This window comes from Bacillus sp. FJAT-27225 (genome assembly GCF_001685025.1).
In the GTDB taxonomy this organism is placed as follows: Bacteria; Bacillota; Bacilli; order Bacillales; family Cytobacillaceae; genus Bacillus_D.
In genome coordinates this window covers 779,851-800,832 of record NZ_MAYU01000021.1, presented here as the reverse complement: position 1 = coordinate 800,832, position 20,982 = coordinate 779,851, and the positions used below count along the sequence as shown (strand labels likewise).

Annotated in this window: 16 protein-coding genes; 10 read left to right on the top strand and 6 right to left on the bottom strand. The window is 33.4% G+C overall.

Features of this window, described 5'->3' with window-relative positions:
* Positions 1-104 precede the first annotated feature (104 nt).
* Positions 105-1,079 carry a DUF5677 domain-containing protein gene (locus A8F94_RS15650; RefSeq protein ID WP_066202276.1) on the bottom strand — a complete coding sequence of 325 codons (975 nt, stop codon included), beginning with the start codon at positions 1,077-1,079 and terminating at the stop codon, positions 105-107.
* 40 nt (positions 1,080-1,119) lie between these two features.
* Complete coding sequence (locus tag A8F94_RS15645) at positions 1,120-1,815, bottom strand: restriction endonuclease (RefSeq protein WP_066202273.1); 696 nt, start codon at positions 1,813-1,815, stop codon at positions 1,120-1,122.
* A gap of 675 nt (positions 1,816-2,490) precedes the next feature.
* Between A8F94_RS15645 and A8F94_RS15640 the strand changes: the two genes are divergently transcribed.
* The 4 genes from A8F94_RS15640 (at position 2,491) to dcm (ending at position 8,731) form a co-directional block, all read left to right on the top strand.
* A complete protein-coding gene (locus A8F94_RS15640; RefSeq protein ID WP_066202271.1) occupies positions 2,491-5,169 on the top strand; it encodes a Z1 domain-containing protein in 2,679 nt (892 codons plus the stop codon).
* A complete protein-coding gene (locus A8F94_RS15635) occupies positions 5,169-6,170 on the top strand; it encodes a PD-(D/E)XK motif protein (RefSeq protein WP_066202269.1) in 1,002 nt (333 codons plus the stop codon). Before A8F94_RS15640 ends, A8F94_RS15635 begins: the two co-directional genes overlap by 1 nt.
* Before the next feature lie 617 nt (positions 6,171-6,787).
* Complete coding sequence (locus tag A8F94_RS15630; RefSeq protein ID WP_066202267.1) at positions 6,788-7,108, top strand: hypothetical protein; 321 nt, start codon at positions 6,788-6,790, stop codon at positions 7,106-7,108.
* Between the two features lie 519 nt (positions 7,109-7,627).
* Positions 7,628-8,731, top strand: a complete 1,104-nt coding sequence (gene dcm, locus A8F94_RS15625; RefSeq protein WP_066202266.1) for a DNA (cytosine-5-)-methyltransferase — start codon at positions 7,628-7,630, stop codon at positions 8,729-8,731.
* Positions 8,732-8,788: 57 nt separating this feature from the next.
* On the opposite strand, the gene A8F94_RS15620 is transcribed toward dcm, so the two are convergent.
* The 3 genes from A8F94_RS15620 to A8F94_RS15610 form a co-directional block, all read right to left on the bottom strand.
* Positions 8,789-9,580 carry a hypothetical protein gene (locus A8F94_RS15620; RefSeq protein WP_066202265.1) on the bottom strand — a complete coding sequence of 264 codons (792 nt, stop codon included), beginning with the start codon at positions 9,578-9,580 and terminating at the stop codon, positions 8,789-8,791.
* 160 nt (positions 9,581-9,740) lie between these two features.
* Positions 9,741-11,003: an NgoFVII family restriction endonuclease gene (locus tag A8F94_RS15615; protein ID WP_066202264.1), complete on the bottom strand. Its 1,263-nt coding sequence runs from the start codon at positions 11,001-11,003 to the stop codon at positions 9,741-9,743.
* Between the two features lie 6 nt (positions 11,004-11,009).
* Positions 11,010-11,246, bottom strand: a complete 237-nt coding sequence (locus A8F94_RS15610) for a helix-turn-helix domain-containing protein (protein ID WP_066202262.1) — start codon at positions 11,244-11,246, stop codon at positions 11,010-11,012.
* A 241-nt stretch (positions 11,247-11,487) separates the two neighbouring features.
* Between A8F94_RS15610 and A8F94_RS15605 the strand changes: the two genes are divergently transcribed.
* Entirely contained in the window at positions 11,488-12,201 is a 714-nt protein-coding gene (locus A8F94_RS15605; protein ID WP_066202260.1) for a response regulator transcription factor, read from the top strand.
* Positions 12,202-12,237: 36 nt separating this feature from the next.
* Here the strand turns inward: A8F94_RS15605 and A8F94_RS15600 are convergent, their stop codons facing one another.
* Positions 12,238-12,648 carry a very short patch repair endonuclease gene (locus tag A8F94_RS15600; protein WP_066202258.1) on the bottom strand — a complete coding sequence of 137 codons (411 nt, stop codon included), beginning with the start codon at positions 12,646-12,648 and terminating at the stop codon, positions 12,238-12,240.
* Between the two features lie 243 nt (positions 12,649-12,891).
* On the opposite strand from A8F94_RS15600, the gene A8F94_RS15595 reads away from it, so the two are divergent.
* The 5 genes from A8F94_RS15595 to A8F94_RS15575 all read left to right on the top strand — a co-directional run bounded on the left by A8F94_RS15595 (position 12,892) and on the right by A8F94_RS15575 (position 20,583).
* Entirely contained in the window at positions 12,892-14,328 is a 1,437-nt protein-coding gene (locus A8F94_RS15595; protein WP_066202256.1) for an ATP-binding protein, read from the top strand.
* A complete protein-coding gene (locus A8F94_RS15590; protein WP_066202254.1) occupies positions 14,306-17,020 on the top strand; it encodes a Z1 domain-containing protein in 2,715 nt (904 codons plus the stop codon). Before A8F94_RS15595 ends, A8F94_RS15590 begins: the two co-directional genes overlap by 23 nt.
* Positions 17,010-17,936 (top strand): PD-(D/E)XK motif protein, encoded by a 927-nt coding sequence (locus tag A8F94_RS15585; protein WP_066202252.1) that lies wholly within the window; start codon positions 17,010-17,012, stop codon positions 17,934-17,936. Before A8F94_RS15590 ends, A8F94_RS15585 begins: the two co-directional genes overlap by 11 nt.
* 15 nt (positions 17,937-17,951) lie before the next feature.
* Positions 17,952-20,003, top strand: coding sequence for an AIPR family protein (locus A8F94_RS15580; RefSeq protein WP_066202251.1), 2,052 nt, complete (start codon positions 17,952-17,954; stop codon positions 20,001-20,003).
* Positions 20,004-20,232: 229 nt separating this feature from the next.
* Positions 20,233-20,583 (top strand): hypothetical protein, encoded by a 351-nt coding sequence (locus A8F94_RS15575; RefSeq protein WP_066202250.1) that lies wholly within the window; start codon positions 20,233-20,235, stop codon positions 20,581-20,583.
* Positions 20,584-20,982: the final 399 nt, after the last annotated feature.

Below are 20,982 nucleotides of genomic sequence, written 5' to 3'. Positions count from 1 at the left end.
ATGCTTCATTACTTAAAGAATCTAGGTAATTTCCAGCAAAATGAAGTTAGTAAAACAGTTTTTTATTACTCTATCAGGCGCGATTAGGGATATATTTGGAAAAACTATTCATTTCTTTCCCGGGGCTGTTTTTCGAATAATGGATTTACTTTACTCGCAAATGCGTCTCGAAAATCAGATAAATGATTTAAACTATCTACTAATGAATTAAATTTTTTATTTCTATATCTTTTTAATAATGAGTCGCTTTTTTGTATTTTCTCGAGTATCCTTTTGAGGCCTAGACAAAGCAACTCTAAAAAACTTGCAAAAATAAATAACTGTTCATCTGTTTTTTCCTGAGAGTATTCATAGAATTTAACTTTATATTTGTTAGATGTTTTATAAAGTTCACGGTAATAGTGTAATACTCTTGGGGAAGAATGATCATATATACTAAAAATATTATACATTTTATTATATATAAATTGTCCTTCAACTGAGACAGAAGCCATATCTTTGATAGAAGGTAATTTTAATTCTTTTTTTATTTTAGCAGATATTTTATTATCAAATTTATCATCGGTGGTTGGCGCATCAATTGGGTAATTTTCTTTTAAAGATTCCCGAAGTTCATTAAGTTCTTGTTGATAATCATTGAAAATATACTCGTTAAAAAGTCGTTTGTATTTTTCCTCATCGCGAATCTCCTCTAAGAGTGTTACTTCTGACTTAAGATCAAAAAGTTCAGCAACAACAGATAAGATGAAAAGTTTTTTAAAATTTTCTTTTTCCTTTCCATCTTGAAGTAAGTATTCTATAACAAAGAAAATGTTTGTTGCAGATCGAACTAAGATACCAGCTTCAAGAGGTAAATTATTTTTTAAAAGTATCATGGCACTTCTTAAAAGATGAATCTGTTTCATAAAATGCGATAGTGCTTCTACAAAATAGCGATCCTCTTTTTCAAAATTATGAGTAACTCCAATTCCGAATAAATTATTATAAATTGAATTGTAAAAGTTATCCAATTTTTCTTCATCTTGTACTGTAATGGCTGATAAGATTTTAATATCTTTATTGAATATGCTTTGGAACATCTAAAATATCCTCCTAATGATTCCTAAATATAATAACACCTTAAAAACTTATAACTTTTGATGAAAAATTACTTAGAACAACAACTTCATACTCTGTTATTCTACTTTTAACTTTGGAGAAATGCTGAAGATTAAAATATAAACCGCAATCACCTTCACACGGTATTGTACTACCAAATTTCTGATAATGAATCGGTGTATTTACTCCACAAGAGTCACATTTTATATAAATGGTGTTACAGGTGCTACATCTACCCCTGTGTAAACAATAAGCGATTCCATAATCGTCAATATAAGCATAAGTGCCATCATACCAAATAAAATTATCTTTTCCTTTACTATGAACACAATAATCGCAGAATTCAAAACTTAACGCATATAAACCTAGGTCATCATAATTTATAACTTCTAATTGTATGTCAGCACCACGAGCTCTATTAATTGCCCCTTTAGAGAAACCTTTCATAGTAATAATTACACCTACTTTTGCTCCTACATCTTCAAGAAAACCAATGAATGAATCTACTATTTTAACATCGACATTCTCCAAAAAATGTTTACATTCAACAACTCCAATTATTTCTGTGAACCCAAATTTTCCTTTTAATAGAACATCAATTTGTCTGCTAACTTTACTATGTATTCCTGTAATAAATGAACTGCCCTTAACTTCTAATTCCGGGAACATGTTTCCTAATTTCCTATGAATCTCTGTCTCGTACCTTTTCCATTCCATAGACCTTTCTTACCCCTTTAAAAACTCTTATAATAAGTATTCATAATTAAAGATATACTAAATTTCCTTTATGTGTATATATATCCATAAAACTTTTCTTATACTAAATATAGAAATTTCAATAAATTCCATTCGATTTCCAACCTTTGCTTTAGTTATATGTTAAAATTTTCTTAAAGTAGAATTATGCAAAAATGACTTGTTAAAAAATAAGATGAAAATCCACTGGCAAGAAGTTTTAATAATGACTGAATTTTTGGTCCTAGAGTTATTAGAACTTCATGTGATTAGATTAGTGAAGGAGAAATATTATGAAAGAATTTGGTTCAGTTGAGGATAAAAATATATGATACAGACTTTTTATAGAAAAGATAAAAAAGTCGTAATCCGCACGAATGCAAATATTATCAAAGTGTGTTTTTTTCCGCACGTCGTAGTTTAACATTTACTTTACAATATTCAATGAAAGGAATCGAAGGATATGATAGCTGGTATGCTGAGCAACCAATCAAGAAGTCCTAGCAAAGATCTAAGGTTAAGCAATCTTCTACACTGAAGGCCAATGAAAAAGAGCAGAGGAATTAATTTGGTACTGGACAGGAATAATCTATTATTTATTGAAAATAACTAGTAAAATATGTAAATAGGCAAGTGTCTAATATATGGGAGGTAAGTATGTATTCTACAACTGAAATAGATAAATACATAAGGATTATTAGGACTTTCATTGATAGCTTTGGATGTTCAATTGAAGAGGCAATTGAAAACCTACCTGCTATAAATAGTAATCTTGCTAAAAAGATTAAGGAAGCTTTTGAAAAGGAACGACCTACTACTGCAGTTGATCCTAATATGATAATTGACCCTAATAGGAAACATGTTGAATGGTTACCAATGGTCGATAGGGCAGAATGGTATTATTGGCCAACTCTTAGAGAATATCTAATAGACAAAAAACAATGGTCGCTTGATTCTGTAGTTCGTCAAATAGATCGATCAACTGATAAAATTCTAGAACAGATGGAAGACCCCAAAAATTGCCGTTCGTTTACTACAAAGGGGCTTGTTGTGGGTTATGTTCAAAGTGGAAAAACTGCTAATTACACTGGCCTAATTGCAAAGGCAACGGATGCAGGTTACAAGTTAATAATCATACTTACTGGAATGCATAACTCTCTTCGTTTTCAGACACAAACACGTTTGGATAAGGAATTAGTCGGTATCTCAAACGATTTACCAGCTGGTGTAGGGAAGCCACCTAGAGATAAGGAGTGGGTTACTTTAACTAAAGCGGATTTAACTAGAGGGGATTTCAATCCTGGACATTTGAATCCGACAATATTAAATGGGGATAAACCTATTCTAATAGTTATGAAAAAACACGGGAGTATACTTGACCGTTTGCTAGGCTGGTTGAGACGGGCCGACAAGGAAACACTAAGTGAAATTCCTTGCCTAATTGTAGATGATGAAGCTGATCAAGCATCTGTTAATACTGGCGGAAACCGTCCTTATGATTTAGATCCTGAAGATGAAACTGTAGAAGAATCTCCTAGCGCAATTAATGATTATATTAGACAGCTAGTAGATTTGTTTAATAAAAAAGCATTTATAGCCTATACAGCTACACCATTTGCAAATGTCTTAATAGAACATAAAGCTAAAGATCGTGTTTCAGGGGATGATTTATATCCAAGTTCTTTTATTATGTCACTTCCTCGTCCTCATGGTTATTTTGGGGCTAAAGAGATATTCGGAGACTCTAAAAATCCAGGTTTAGATATTATTAAACATGTAAGCAAAAATGATGTTTCTCAATTGGTACCTGCTAGCAGAGCGGAGGTAGAAACATTTACACCTACCATACCAGAAAGCCTAGAAAATGCTATTCATGATTTCATCCTAGCCGGGGCAGCAAGAATTCGTAGAGGTCAAGGTAATGAACCTGCTTCAATGTTAATTCACACCAGTTATCGTACATCAATTCAAGAAAAACTTGCTTCTTTGGTCGAAGGAAAATTAACTTCAATCCAGGAAGAATGGAGATATAACAGAAAACAAGGGAAGTTAATAGGTATTTTTAAGACAAGATGGGATGATAAATTTCGTCCATTAACACACAAAATGGATGCCCAATATGACATTCCTTTTAGCGATATTATAAACGATATTTCAATTTTTCTTGAAAAAGTTAAAATACGTCAGCTGCATAGTCGCTCAACTGATGTAATCAATTATGAGGTTGACCCGGATTTAAAAGCAATAGTTATAGGTGGCAATCGTTTATCACGGGGTCTCACACTAGAAGGCCTTTTGATAAGTTACTTTGTTCGTACAAGTAATAATTACGCATATGACACATTGATGCAAATGGGAAGATGGTTTGGTTATAGAAATGGATATGTAGATCTTACTAGAATATACACAACTCGCTCATTGGAAAGGAAATTTAGAGCTCTAGTAGACGTGGAGGAACATCTTAGAAGAGATATAGCTAAATATGAACGTGAAGGACGTACTCCTCTTCAAGTAGGTGTAAGAATCCGACAACACCCGGGCATGCTTGTTACAAGCCCCTCCAAGATGCGAGCGGCTCAATCTGTTCATGTTTCATATCAAGATCAGGTGTCAGAAACGACGGTGTTTCCGTTTGATGATATTGAGTTCTTACGAAACAATTTGGATAGTACAAAGAGCTTTTTGCAAAGTTTAGGTAAACCAGTGGACGGGGAACTAATTTGGGATAATATAGATTCACAATCTATTCTAGATTACCTTGGTGTATATAATACTGATCCAGATGCTACTACCGTTAGAACTGATGCAATATCAAATTATATTACTCGTATGAATCAGTTAGATGAACCGGAGTTAAACATCTGGACTGTGGCGGTAATGGGAAGAAAAACAAAAAGTGATCGACTAGGAACAATAGATCTTTGGATACCAGATCAGCAGGTCAATCTAATTCAGCGTACATTGAGAACAAACAGCTCTTCTTTGGGAGCTATTATGTCTGCTGGGGATGATGAAATTAGACTGCCAAAAGAACAAGTTAATGAAATTAAACAACGGTTAAAAGGTAAAGAACGTAATGAAGAAGAAGAAAAAGTAACGCTTGGAGAGGAACTAAGAAAGTTGCGGTCACCTCAAAATGGTGTTTTATTAATATACCCCATAAGTAAATACTCCGGCCATGACTCTCAAACAATAGAGAGTGATTCCCGAACAGCAATTTTTGAGAATCCTGAAGAGGGTGAGCACATTATTGGGTTAGCTTTTATTTTCCCTCCATCCGAAAGCAGTGATGCACAAGAGTACATTACAGGTTCTGTAGGGGTGGGAATCCAATAATGCAAACCATTGTTACTGAAGAATCATGGGACAAAGTTGAAGCAAATGTCCCTGACTATGGAAAATTAAATGTTCACCGTATTAATTATGTATCCAATTTCATGCTTGCATCTGACCAGGTTGGATACCGACATATACTTCTACCTTTGAATGATATATCTGAGGCAATCAAGGATAATAAGAGTAGAGGAATTTTGGTCTATGGTCGGGATCTGAAAATTGATGACCAACCTATTTGCCCATATTTGGATGTGTGTTGCATCCAAAAGGATAATAATAATCTGTTCAATGTTATAGCAAATGAAATTTTTAATAGACTAAAAGGCGGGGACGGCGCCTCCTTAGCAGTTAGTACTACCCTTAATAAATGGCGGAAATTTTGGCTCCGAGGGTTGAAACCGATTTTAAGTGAAAATGAAATAAAGGGATTGTTCGGGGAACTATGGTTCTTGAAAAATTGGTTATTACCAAAAGGAGTGGACCAAGTCTTGACTTGGTTTGGTCCAAGTAGAAACAGGTATGATTTTGAGAGTAGTAATTTTTCAGTAGAAGTAAAAACCACCTCATCTATGGCAGGACATGTTCATAAGATAAATGGCTTGAATCAATTAGAGATACCGATAAATGGAAAACTATTCCTTTATAGTTTGCGAATAAGAAGTGATATGAGATCAAAATACTCTCTTCCTTTTTTGATAAGAAGCATTCAAGATACCCTTTCAGATAATGTAACCTTACTGCTAGAATTCGAAAACAAAATTCTGGAATCTGGTTATTTATCAGAATACGAATCAGAATATGAGGAATTCTGTTTTAATATTGTCGATGAACGTATGTATTTAGTCAGTGATGGGTTTCCAAAAATCACTATAAATGATCTTAAAAATGGAGTTCCTCAGGGTGTACAAAATATTCATTACGATTTAAATCTAAATAATTGTACGAGTTATTATTTATGTGGTTCACCAAAAGACTGGCAGTTGGAAAGTATAAGTTATTGAACATTTGATTAGATCCTCTTCTAAGGGAAGAGGATCTTTAAGCTGCAGCCCGGCATCCGGTGCAGTCTTAAGGGTGAGAGTTTTATTTGCTTAACCGACAATGACTGTTTTATTCTGTAAGTAACTGTCTCTTTGCCTGCTTCTAGGGTACTTTGAAAAATAGGAAATTCCAGTAAGGTGGGAAGAGAGGCAACAGATTAATACGTCTCTAAACATTCCTAAACTGGAAACACTTGATCTAAGACGGCCATCTTCATATGAACTCGGCTTTCTGTTTATTAGATAAGACCTTTTTGAGTCTAGTCCTTACCGCATCATAATGGACCTATCCATCTTCAAATTGTTTTTTACAAAAGGCATGAGGTTTAACTCTCAAAAAAATACTAAAAAGGATAAAAATAGCCTACATCTTTTTGTTGGATAGGACGATAGCCTTATCCACGCCATTGGTTGCTTTGTTTATCATGAAGAAAAGGCTGCTCTAAATAAAAAACATGTCAAAAAACAATCCATAATAGACTGCAACTATTTATATCCCACCTTCAAATAATGTTCATTAAAATAATCAGGTATCTTGTTTCTTTTTCGTAATAAACTATTAGTAGGATGGTTATAATATGAATAAATTAATGACAATTAAAAAAGCTGAAATGGAAATAAAATGGCTCCAACATTTTATTAATCTATTTAATTCCTACCAAGTAATTAATTTGAATAAATGGATTATTAAAGAGTATGCCCGTACAAATAGTATTAATAAAGTAGTAGTTAAAGCAAAGGAGAATAACATACTTCATAATGGAGAAGTTATTACAAAACAATTAGTTATTGGGATAATTAATTCAAGTCCCAAAGATGAGCTACACAAAATTGTACAGATGGGATATAAACTAAAATTAAAAAACAATCGAAAACATAGGTACAAAACTTTGTTATAAACATTTTTTACTTTACACTGATATATAATAACCCAGTGTAACGAAGCAATAATTCTGACACTTATTTCAGCATAGAAAATATATGAATATTTACTAAATTCTTATACCCACTACTATCCTCTCGAATTATACTTAAACATAATGCATATAAAGCCAAGTACTCACGATATCTTGGAATAGGGACACGCTAGAAGAAATTAGTGTAGACTTGAAAGAGAAGCACGCCACTAATACATAGCCATTGAATTTAATTTAACGGCGTATTGCATATACCAAGGAGCCCCATCGTTTTCATTGTTCACATTAATGAGGAGTGGAGTATGTTAGGAAAAGGCTTTTATGTCGGTAACAAGCAAAGCCTTCTATCACCCAATAGTAGAATTAAGGGCTCTATTTTTGTTTTTCAGAGAATATTAAAATATATATGTTTAGGGCTGCCAAGAAATGAAACTATGTGGTAAAATACAAACAGCTAGTATAAATAGGAACATATTTTCGATTCGGCGGGAGGTTTTTTTTATGCCAACAGTAGCAAGTCTCTTTGCTGGAATAGGCGGAATAGACAAGGGATTTGAACAAGCAGGTGCTCATATTGTATGGGCAAATGAAATTGACAGGAATGCATGCATTACTTACAGAGCTAATTTTAATCATACATTAAGAGAAGCTGATATTAGAAGTTTAGATCCAAATGAGGAAGATATTCCCCACAACCTGGATATATTGACTGCAGGGTGGCCCTGCGTGGCTTTTTCAGTAGCAGGAAATAGACATGGGATGAAATATAAATGCAATAATTGCGGACACCAACATAGTGTTTCTTACGACGAATATATTAATGGGGCAGTTTGTCCAGAATGTGGTGGACTAACACAGGCAATTGACCCGCGGGGGACTTTATTTTTTGATGTAGTTCGTTTTATTCGAGCACTTGAACCTAGAGCAATTTTTTTAGAAAATGTAAAGAACTTAAAAGGTCATGACAATGGAAATACTTTTAGAGTTATTGAACAAATGCTACGAGAAAGTGGATACCACATAGATAGTAAAGTTATGAATACCATGGAGTATGGAAATATACCTCAGAATAGAGAAAGAATATTTATAGTTGGTTTTAAAGAGGAAGAAGCTTTTAATAAATTTGTGTGGCCAGAAAAAATTGAATTAACCAAATCAATTGATGACATTCTTGATAGAGATGAAAAACAAGACCCTAGTTTTTATTACGAGCCAACAAGCCAGTATTACAAAATGATAATAGATGAAATGAAGAGAAATGACACTGTATATCAATTAAGAAGGGTGTATATTAGAGAAAACCAAAGTAATGTGTGTCCAACACTTACTGCCAATATGGGAACAGGTGGACATAATGTTCCTTTGATTATAGATGAATGGGGATATCGTAAATTAACACCAAAAGAGGCATTGAGATTCCAAGGATTTCCTGTGGATAGTGATTATATTATTCCAGAAGGAATGGCAAAATCTCATTTGTATAAGCAAGCCGGAAATGCAGTAAGTGTGCCGGTAATTAAACGAATAGCTGAGAACCTCATTTTAGCTCTTAATACTGTTAATAATCAAAATGACAATGAAGCCCAAATTGCTTTTCGTATTTAAACTTTGTGCACCCTATAAAGGGTGCACTTTTTTCAATTTAATTTTATAAATTTAAAGTTATAACTGTATAAGGTCATCAATTAACCCTTTTATATTTTTCAGATTCCCTGTTTGAATATAATAATTATTCGCATCAATGAGGTTCTTTTTGTATATCTTGTTTAAATATGCACCTTTTGGAATAAAGTAATTTCTACGTATCATCTCGATTAAAGTCCTTCTAGACATATAACCAGGGATATCAAATGTATACTCATATTCCGAAATTAGTCCCTTTAATTTTTCTTCACTTGCTGTATTATTAAAATATAATCTATTCTTCAGAAGAATATCAGCGGTAAAAGGTTCTAATCTTATTAAAACAAAATAATCATAGCTTTCGCTGCCGGTGTTTAAATTAGGTATATATAGACCCTCGTTATTCCAATCCTCTGATTCCAAAAGTAATAATTGCCCGTATGATTTTGTAGATTTTACTGCTATTTTTTTTTCTTTGAAATTAAAATCACTGGAGTCCCATAGACCTTCTCCGTACATTTCCGTATCAGGTCTTACAACATCTAAATTATTGTCCTTAAAGGTGCTCCATAAGGCAAATTCCGCAAGTTTACCTTGAAAGGTATCTGCAAATAATTCACCATTACTTCTACGATTGCTGCCACCAGTACGATGAACGCGGTGGTGTCCTTCTCCGCCGAAACTCATACCATATGCAAAGTTAAAAACTTCTTCAACTAAGTCCCTATCGATGCTTTTTAAAGGTTGAAATTTTTTTGTATTAGTAAATGAGTATACGTCTTTAAAAAGTCCATCCGCGTAATCATATTGTTTTTGGAAATTTAACTTCAATGCATTACCCTCCTTACCAATAAATGTTAATTATTCCGGGTATAGCTTAAATTCAAGAGAGTTGGGATAAATGTATGGTCTTGGTGTACAGTGATAAAATTTAAAAAAGCCTTATTTATTTTTTCCGAAATCCTAACTTAAGAGCTTACGGAAATCTATATTATTGGTTTCCATACTGATACTCTGCTTGGAAGTCATCAAAAGTACCAATACTACAAAAATCAATAGAATAATGGCTATTATAATTTTTATAGATGATAACAGAATCTATTCCCAATATTTTTAGTTTTTCATATGTCAATAGTTCTCTTTCAGATAAGCACAGAACTTTTCGTAATAACCAATCTCCTAGTTCTCGGTTAGGGTTACTCATTAAAGCTTTACTGTTATCCTGACAAACCTTGGCTGATAAAAGTGATTTATCAGGTAGCTTTAATTGAAAACTCTGGTCACGAGGAGGGAAGAAGCTGGGAAATACATCATGAATCCATTTCGGGATTGTTATATAAACTTCATCGTGATGTCTGGCTCTGCCACCAGCGTTCCATTGATTTAATCCGCTTTTTTCTGGAACATGCCGCTTGTTCCCGCGATCAGAATAAAGAGGTAGTATTACGTAATCTAAACTATCAGTATCACTTTGTGACCTTGAATAATTTATATTTTTCGTAAAGTAAGTTGTACCACTTCCGCTAAATACATCTATAGCTTTTGAAGAATCGGAAAAATAAGGTGGGTCGAAATAAATCAAGTCAATATTTTTTAGGTCTTTGGTTTCACTTGATATAAAATTAGAAAGAACGAAGTAAGGGTTTTCAATAATATTTACATTTATTTCACCTACAGGCCTATCTAATAAAAATCGTTTATATAAAGTGCTTTTTGTAAGATTAAAACTATATTCGTTTCTTCCATCCTCAAAGGTTATTGTATTTTTGTTACTAATTTCGACTTTTTTAATATTTGATATATCAATCTTATCCATTGGTAATTCAAAAATTAATATTTTTCCAGGAAGTCGTGTTACACAATGGTAAATCATGGAACTTAATCCATAAGTACGCATCGTAAAATCAATCCGTTCATTCCTAAGTTCAGATACAGTGGTTATTAAATCTTTTGGATTTAAATTTCGATATAGATCTGCATCTTTATTAAATTCAGCTACTTTTTGGAGTGTTCTCCCATTACCATGAATAAAAGTTTTTATACCAATACCATCACCATTAAAAGACGCATCTGCGGAACAATCTGATCTACCTAAATTTTCAGCTCCAAAAGCTTCACAAAATGCATTTTCTACATTTCGAGATACAATGTATGGGATGACACTATCTGAAAAAAGATTTGATAATGATCCAGCTGATTGAAGCATTCTTAAATACAAATTCTGCAATTCCTTTGGCTGGTTTGTAAATATCATCAATTATTACTCCTTTATACGTTGTTTAAGGTCTATATCATCAGATAAACCGAGTAAATAATCGGCAGATACATTAAGTTTTTTGGCGATATGTTTTAAAACATCAAGAGACGGTGTTCTTTTATTGCTTTCATATAATGACCAGCTGCTTTTGGATACATTACAAAGCTTAGAGGCTTCTTTAGCGCTTAAGTTTCTTAATTCTCTTGCATTTTGTATTCTATCCCCTAGGAACTCAATCATAGTAGGCCTCCTTGTTGCTATATATTACCATTAGAAATACGAGTATTAGTCATAAGTTTACTAAAAGTAAACTAATTCATTTTTTGTAAGGTGAAGAAGATAAAATGTATATTAGTATGGAAATGCTTTCAGTTATAAGATTTTATTTTAAATATTTATTTAATTTTTCACATCTTTTTGTTATGTTTAAAATATCAGATGTCTATTCACTGTTAAAATGGTAATAAGTGGGGAATGAACTTTGGAAACTAAACCGAAAATTTTAGTGGTTGATGATGAAGAGAGAATTCGTAGATTGCTAAAAATGTACCTTGAGCGTGAGGAGTATATAATTGAAGAAGCCGAGGATGGAATTGAAGCTCTCAATAAAGCATTAAATAATAATTTTGATCTTATTCTTCTGGATTTAATGATGCCGGGTAAAGACGGTATTGAAGTTTGCCGGGAATTAAGGGAGAAAAAATCAACTCCGGTTATTATGCTGACTGCTAAAGGGGAAGAGATAAATCGTGTTCAGGGGTTTGAAGTGGGTACGGATGACTATATTGTTAAGCCATTCAGCCCTCGGGAAGTAGTATTGCGAGTTAAAGCTATGCTTCGAAGATCATCACAAACAAGTTATTTAACAACAGATGTTGAAGCAAGAGATGTTATTCAGTATAAATACCTGACTATTGATAATGATGCACACAAAGTTATGGCTGAAGGAAAAGAGGTAAATCTTACCCCTAAAGAATATGAATTGCTTAGTTATTTAGCAAAAACTCCTGATAAGGTTTTTGCTAGAGAACAGCTTCTAAAAGAAGTCTGGCATTATGAATTTTTTGGAGACCTTCGTACGGTTGATACACATGTAAAAAGGCTGCGAGAAAAAATGAATGCGGTATCTGAACATGCTGCTCAAATGATAGTTACTGTGTGGGGTGTGGGATACAAATTTGAAGTTAAAGAATAAATTATAAGCGGTACCCCATTTAATAGCGGGTACCGCTTATTTTTTGTTTTCAGTAATAAAACTACCTATTTTTTCTATTGCAGAATCAAAATCATTTTTAAATTCATGTTCCCATATTCGTAAGAGGTTCCAATTATTTTTTATATAATATTCATTGACCTCAATGTCTCGCCTTTTATTCCTTTCTAATTTTCCAATCCAATATTCTTGATTTGACTTGGGGATATTTCCGTGAAGTGGACAATTATGCCAGAAACATGAATCGATAAAAATTACAATTTTGAACTTTTTAATTGCGATGTCTGGTTTCCCAAAAAGTTTTACATTCTTTCTAAATCGAAAGCCTTGTAACCAAAGTGCCTTTGAAACTTTATTTTCCAAGGCTGACTTTGATTTTATTGCTTGCATGTTTTTTCTTCTTTGTTCTTTTGTTAAATTATCTGTCATTTCAACCAGCCTATTTGAGATTATATAATATTTTTCCCAATTTATTTAAAATAAAACATTCTAAAGGGAATTTATAGATACACCGTTATTTTGAACTTAATATAGTACTCTATTTCCCTGTGTTTTTTTGGAAAAATAATGGAAAATCATTATTTTCGACCGAATATTCTTTTTTTATTATAGAATAGGATAGAGGGTAATTTTACCCAGCCTTAGAATATATACGATAAAGATGGTGAATTAATGAAAACAGAGGTTGTACAGCCAGTAGTATCAAATTTTATTAAGTCTTTAAGAGATATAGGTTATACATTTGAAGTAGCGGTTGCTGATGTTTTGGATAATAGCATTACAGCAAAGGCAAATAATATACAAATCTCTTGTATTCCAAATCCAAAAACAGTTTTTACTTTATTAGATGACGGTACCGGCATGACGAATTCTGAACTAATTGATGCGATGCGCTTATCAGCGAAGGACCCAGATTCAGAAAGAGAAGAATCGGACTTAGGACGTTTTGGATTAGGTTTAAAGACTGCTTCATTTTCTCAATGTACGGACTTGACTGTCTTATCAAAAAAAGATGATGTAATTTCCATTAAACAGTGGGACCTTGAATATATTTCTAAAGAGAATGAATGGCTATTAATTACTCCAGATCTTAAATTATATAAGGATATACCTCTATTTGACGAGTTTATGGAACAAGAAAGCGGAACCCTAGTTGTATGGCGCGGGATTGATACTTTTCAAGAATCAGATATACCTAATAAAATCGATATTCTTAGCAGTCATTTATCTTTAGTTTTTCACTGCTTTTTAGAAGGAGTAGTTCCGGGGAAAAAGGCATTAAAAATTTCAGTTAATGGCCATAAGCTAGAACCGTTTAACCCGTTCAATCCAAAGCATATTGCAACGCAGCAATTAATACCTGAGAAGATAAAATATTATGATTCAGAAATTATCGTACAGCCTTTTATATTACCGCACCATTCAAAATTGTCACAGCAGGAGTTTGAAAAGTACGCAACAAAAGAGGGTTATACCAAATCTCAAGGATTCTATTTATACCGTGCACACCGCCTTTTAATATATGGAACATGGTGGGGGATGCATAGAACAAATGATGCTCATAAGCTTGTAAGGATTAAAATTGATATACCCAATAACCAAGATTCTGCTTGGGGCATTGATATAAAGAAATCCACTGCAAATCCAGTAAGTGAAATCAAACGGGATTTACGGCGTATAATTCAGCAGGTAACTGTAAAGGGATCTAGGCCATTCACAGGCAGAGGGAAAAAGATTGAAGACAAGAGTACCACTCGTTTTTGGGAGCTGGTCGCCGATAAAAATGAAATAAACTTTACTATAAACCGCAATCATCCGATTATTAGAAACTTAATAAATTCTTTAAATGATGAACAGCAGCATTCTTTAAATGTGATTCTAATGGGATTGGAAGGGTACTTGCCGTTAGATGCAATAGTAGCACAGTTGAATACAAACCCTCTAAGTGTTAAACAGGAATCATTAATCAATGAAGATGAAATAAAAGCTCTGATTGATACTTGGAAATCGAGTAGTATTAATGATGATTTTATAAAAGAGCTATTAAAGACAGAGGTCTTTAAAAATAAGGGGGAATATTTTGAGCATGTCTATAGCAGGAGAAACTAAGCAAAATGTTATGTATAATCATCTTAAAGATAAGATTGCAGACAATCTTTCAGGACAAAGCGTTTTAAAAGAAGAAACTATTCAGCAGCAAATCGAGCAATGGAAAAGAGTAATTGAAGGGACACCTCCCTTTCTGCTTAAAACCATTTTAGGAATAGAAAATGACGGTGATATACAACAATTATCTGACGAGGCATGGCTATACCTTCAAAGGGAGCTGGAGCAATCTTTTATAGTCCGTATTGAAACGGGGATACTTGTAACAGGTGAAGAGCAAAGGACTAGAGATTTAACCTGGTGGACTAGCAAAAAACAATTGGAATCAGATAATTATTATGCAAAGAACTATATGAATTATATGGCGAAAAGTTTGCCTCCAGATGTTCTAAGTACAACTGATGAAGATACCGATGCGGTAATGAATAATTTGGCAGACCCCGATGGAGAAGACTTTGCAATTTACGGTTTGGTAGTAGGTCATGTCCAATCCGGAAAAACTTCTAACTATGCTCATTTAATTTGTAAAGCTGCAGATGCTGGTTATCGTTTTATTGTCGTTATTGCTGGTGGTTTAAATAACCTTCGTGATCAGACGCAAAAGCGTTTAGATGAAGTCTTTGTTGGAGCAAATTATCAAGGTGTTGGAAAGCTTCCTGGATTTTTGAGGGAAAAAATGCCGTTCAGCCTTACAAATGCTGAATACGATTTTAAAATTGAAACAGCTAAAGCAAGCGGTACTACCAACTTTGAAAATATGCAGCTTCCTATTTTGGTTGTTATCAAAAAACATCCGAAATCATTGTCAAATTTATTGGAATGGCTTGACAAGCATTATAAGAATGAAATTGACAAAGCAATGCTAGTAATAGATGATGAGTCGGATTATGCATCCATCAATACAAAGAATGAAGAAGATCCAACAATAATTAATGGAAAAATCCGACTTTTATTGAGGAAATTTAAAAAGAGTGCCTATGTTGCTTATACGGCGACACCCTATGCAAATATTTTCATAGACCATGAGGCAAAAAATGAGACAGTCGGCAGTGATTTATTTCCACGTGATTTTATTTATGCGTTGGATGCGCCTTCCAATTATTTTGGTGCAGAAAAGATTTTTGGTCAAGACAATAAAAAGTTTATAGTTGAGATACCTGAAACAGAGGCTGTATATGAACTGGATGAAAAGGTTCAATACCTGCCAAATGAAGAACCGTTTGTAATAAAGCATAAAAAGGATTATGATTCGGATTTAAAACGGCTTCCCGAAAGTTTAAAAGATGCAATTCGTCTATTTATTATAAATATTGCAATAAGGAATTTACGGAATCAAAGAAAACATAACAGTATGCTGATCCACATTTCCAGGTTTACTAATGTCCACATGAAGGTAAAAGACCTAGTTGAGGATTATTTTGACGAACTTAAAAAGGATATAAAAGCATACGGTGCTCTGCAGGATCCATATCGGTTCTCATTCCATTTAAAAGCGATGAGGGAAACCTTCCAGATAAGATTAAATGGGATTGAATTAGATTTCGATGCTATTCTCAAAGAAATATGTGAAGTAATAGACTTGGTGCTGATTCGTGATGTACATCAAAGAGCAAAAACACCTTTGGCATATCGTGATGATATTCAGTCAAATGTAATCGTTATTGGGGGGTTAAGTTTATCAAGGGGCTTTACTCTTGAAGGCTTAAGTGTAAGTTACTTTTTAAGAACGACAATTTATTATGATACTTTAATGCAGATGGGCCGCTGGTTTGGCTATAGGATAGGTTATGAGGATATTTGCAGGGTGTATTTGACTGATGATTTATTTAATAAATTTGCGTTTATTATTGAGGCTACCAATGATTTAATAAGCAGGTTAAACGAAATGAGACAGGAAAATTTAACTCCGAAGGATTTTGGATTAGCTGTGCAACTGCATCCTGATAGTCTCCTTCAAGTAACTGCTAGAAATAAATCTAAATACACGGAAGATATGTACTTGGAAATGAATTTAGACGGACATATAAAAGAAACTAGATGGCTAAGCAACCAAAAGGAGGATTTAGCTGCAAATGAAGTCCTTCTGCGTGAAACGGTTAATACCTTGAAACTAGGTGGTTATAAACATCTTCACGACAAAAGCCATGTATGGAAAGATGTAGATAAAAATATTATTCAAAAGTTCGTGGAGAATTATCGTTTATATATACATGATCCATTAGGTATAAGATCGAGAATGCCGATAGAATTTATTAAAGAATATATTATAAACAGCAAACAGAACTGGGATGTTGTTCTTTTCAACGGTAAAGGTGACGAAACTTTCCAAGAAGATAATATTGAGGTAACACGTCAATTCCGTACAGTTAAACAAAAACAAGGCTATTTTGAAGTTATAAATAGACAGCTTTCGCGTGCGAAGCCGGAGAGCATTATTATGCCAAAGGAATTTAAAAAATTAAATTCTTTTGAAATGCGCAAGAAATTGAAAAAGCCACTTCTCATGCTTCATGCCCTTGAACTCAAAGATGAGGAAGGAAGGAAAGTTAACGCTGTTGGCTTTGGAATTAGTTTCCCAGTCTTAAAAGATACCAAAATAAATACTATTAAAGTCAAAATTAATCCAGTTTATAAACGGCAGCTTGAAGAAGCATTTAAAGACGAAGTTGGTGAAGATAGTGGATATGATGAATAATCCATGGCAGGGGTTAGATCGGTTAAATAAGATACGGGTCCGAGAAAATATTAAATATGATGTGTTTTGGATTATTGATGCCAATAATCAGTATGGCCTCATGATCCAGTGCGATAAAGATTTTACTCGTTCTATACGAAATTTCAGGTTAAAAGGAATTGATATAAAACTTGATAACTCTTCTATACCTAATCAGTTAATTTTGATACTAAAAGAAATGAAAGATTGGGAACTGTTCTTAGTCTTATGCAATGATTTAATCTCTGTTATTAGGGATAATGATAGAGATATTATTGGAAAAGTTATGAAAAGGCTGGAACGATGGCAGAAACTTCTTCAAAGAACATCACTTAAAGTGATGTCCAAAGAGGAGCAGATGGGCTTATTTAGTGAATTACTCATATTAAGAGATTACATTATTCCTGTATATGGGTGGGATGAGGGTATCCGGAGCTGGGTAGGAGCACTTGGGGACAAACAAGATTTTCTCTTAAGAAAATTAGCAATTGAAGTGAAGTCTTATAGAATAACATCAGGGAAATCAGTATGGATATCCTCTATTGAACAATTAAATTCAGATAAAAGTCCATTATACTTATTTGCCTGTGCTTTGAACGAAGCTGGAACAGGGGAAACGGTAAAGGAATTAGTAGAATCTATTACAGAACAAATTCAAACAGAGGAAATCTTGAACGATTTTAACCACAAGGTGGAACAGTACGGATATATTCCTGAAATACAAAAGAATTCACTGATAAGCTTCCAGCTGGAAGAAGTTGGTGGGTATGAAGTTAGGGAAGGGTTTCCCAAAATTTCTACTGAAAATATTTCCCCGCTAATTAGAACTGTAAATTATAAAATTGATTTATCTGGCTGCCAAGATTTTAAAGTGAACTTAACCGATATTTTGGTTTAAACGGAGGGAATTGTTATGGCAACTCTAGAAGAGTTCCATCAGGATTTTTTACAATCTATACTTTCGGATTCAGAAAGCCGTGGATTAATGAAAGGGCAATCTTTTTTTGAGTTAGTATGCGAAGATTTAATGCAAATGGGTGATTTAACTCATAATTATGAAATGGCCGAATTTGTTAAGACAGGCTGCGAGGTTTATGGATATGATTTTGATGAAGGTCGAAAATTATTTACCTTAATTAACTTTCAATTCTTTCAAGAAGATACTATTGAAACCTTAACAAAGCAGCTGGTATCTACGAAGTTTAATCGCTTAAAGAAATTTGCAGAGTTAAGCATCAAAGGACTTCATTATGACTTAGAGGAAACTTCAGACGCCTTTTCTTTAGCGTTTAATATTAATCGCCACGTTCAAAATAAATTGATTGATAAATTCCGTTTGCTTATCTTAACTGATGGGAAGATGTCCAAAAATATATCGCATATTCCCAATGAAACTATTGAAGGTATTACTTGCGAGCATAAAATTATCGATATAGATTACCTATTTAGTTTTTACAAGTCCCAAAACAGTTCAGGATCGTACACCATTGAGACTAACATACCCTTTTTAGAAGTAAACAACACATCGACTGAATATAAATCCTATTTAGGAATTATAGACGGAGAAGAATTATATAAAATTTATGACGAATACGGGCAAAAACTACTTGAGCAAAATGTGCGTACTTTTTTGCAATTTAGAGGCGGTGTTAATAAGGGAATACGAAATACCATTCAATATAAGCCGGATATGTTTTTCGCCTATAATAATGGTATTACTGCAACGGCCACTAACGTTGAAACCAGAAATGGATATATCACAAAAATAACAGACTTTCAAATTGTAAATGGCGGGCAAACAACTTCTGCAATTTATGCAGCCAAAAAGACTGGTAAACTAGATGTTTCCAAAGTATCTGTTCAAATGAAGTTATCCGTTGTAAACAACATCGAAAAGAAAAGTGAGTTTGTTTCCAGTGTATCTGAGTATGCTAACACACAAAATAAGGTCAATAAATCTGATTTCTTTTCTAATAGTCCTTTCCATAAAGAAATGAAAGATTATTCTAAACGCATTTGGGTAGCTGCTCAAGGAGGAGCTCAAAAACGGACTCACTGGTTCTATGAAAGGGTACGCGGGGAATATTTAAATGAACAGGCCTATCTAACACCGGCTAAGAAAAAACAATTCCAATTAGAAAACCCGAAAGAACAGCTTATTGATAAGACATTCCTCGCGAAAAGTGAGAATTCCTGGAATCAGAAACCGCATATTGTTTCCAAAGGAGCTCAATACAGTTTTGAGGAGTTTGCGAAATCGGTAACAGATACTCTAGAAAAAAATGAATTAGCAATAACCGAGAGCTATTTTAAGGATGCTGTTTCCCGAGTTATCTTATTCCGTGCTACGGAAAAGATTGTTTCAAAAGCTCCATGGTATGAAAATGCATTTAGAGCCCAAACAGTTGCTTATTCAATTTCATTGCTCTCTTATTCTCTTCAAAAACGGAAACTATATTTAGATTTTGGACCAATATGGAATGAACAGAGGCGACTGCCACTTGAGCTGGAAAAAGTTATGAAGGTAATTACAGAAAAAGTCTATGAGAATATTACCAACCCTCCTCCCGGCTCTGCAAATATAGCCCAGTGGTGTAAAAAAGAGCAATGCTGGAAAGAGGTCCGAGATATCGAGATCGATTTAACACCTTTAAATAAAATGGTTATTACTACTGAAGAGGCTAAGGTAGAGCAAAGAACAGAAAAGAAACAAAAGCAATTGGACAATGGTATTGAAATCCAAATGTTTGTTATTCAAAGCGATTTTGAAATGTGGATTCAGTTATTCGGCTATTATATGAGCAACAATAATTTTAGATCACTATCTACTACTCAAATCGATATTTTGAGAAAATTTACAGAAGGTAAAATACCAGTGCCATCGGAAAAACAATCAAAAGTTCTTTATAATCTATATCAAAAAGCCCTTAAAGAGGGCTGGGAAGTAATAGAAACAATTAAATAGAAAAATCACACTTAAGCTAAGAACAATGTAAAAAGATTGCGATGTTCTTAGCTTTTTCTCTATAAATCGAGAAAAGAATTATTTGATAAAAATTGTCGAATTCGCATGCTTATTGTCTAAAATTCCTTTTGACAGAATATAGACAAACTTCCATTAAAAACCTTATAATTATTTGTGAGAAGGAGTAAATGGAATATGGAAGGAGGAAAGATATGGAGGAATTTTAAAAATGGGAAAATACAATAACGTGCTAGAATTAGGAGTTGAAAGGCTGAACAGGCATTTCAACAGGCGGGATATATTCCGTATTCCAGAGAGTGCAGAATTCCAATTAACAGATCATTTTATGGAAAGGCTGGAAGAAAGGATAAAGCCATTTGCTAATAAAAAGGCTGCTAAACAATTCTGCCGAAAAGCACTGTTGAATCAAGAGATTAATCCAATAAAGTATAAAGGAAAACAGGCATCAAAAGTAATAAGTCAGGATTTGGTTTTTATCGTTGATATGACTAATTTGTTTTCAATAAAGCTGATAACAGTGTATCCTTATAATGGCTACTATCTAAACTGGGTAGGTTGAAAAATGAATTGGAAGATGGTAGGAATCTATAAACTGAAATTTTCAAGAAAAACTAATCCGCCTTTCAGATAGGTGAAGAAGGAAAATACTGACGCATGGTTCATAATTAAACTTTTCTTCCATTATCCTATACTCCTTCTCATATTAGGATAAGGAAAAGGAAAGTTTATAATGAATAACATGCAAATAATAAAGGTATTAGAAAACTTTAAAAAATAGACCATAATTAGAAATAAAAAATTAGTAAATAAAAATAGTGGAAAAACTCTTAAATATGCTTCTTGAGGTACGTACCTTAATTGTTAGTTTATTATCATTAAAAATATTTATTAACTTGACCTTGTGTAGAAGACACATTAAAAATGTCGCTACACAGGGTCTTTTTATGTAAATAGATTA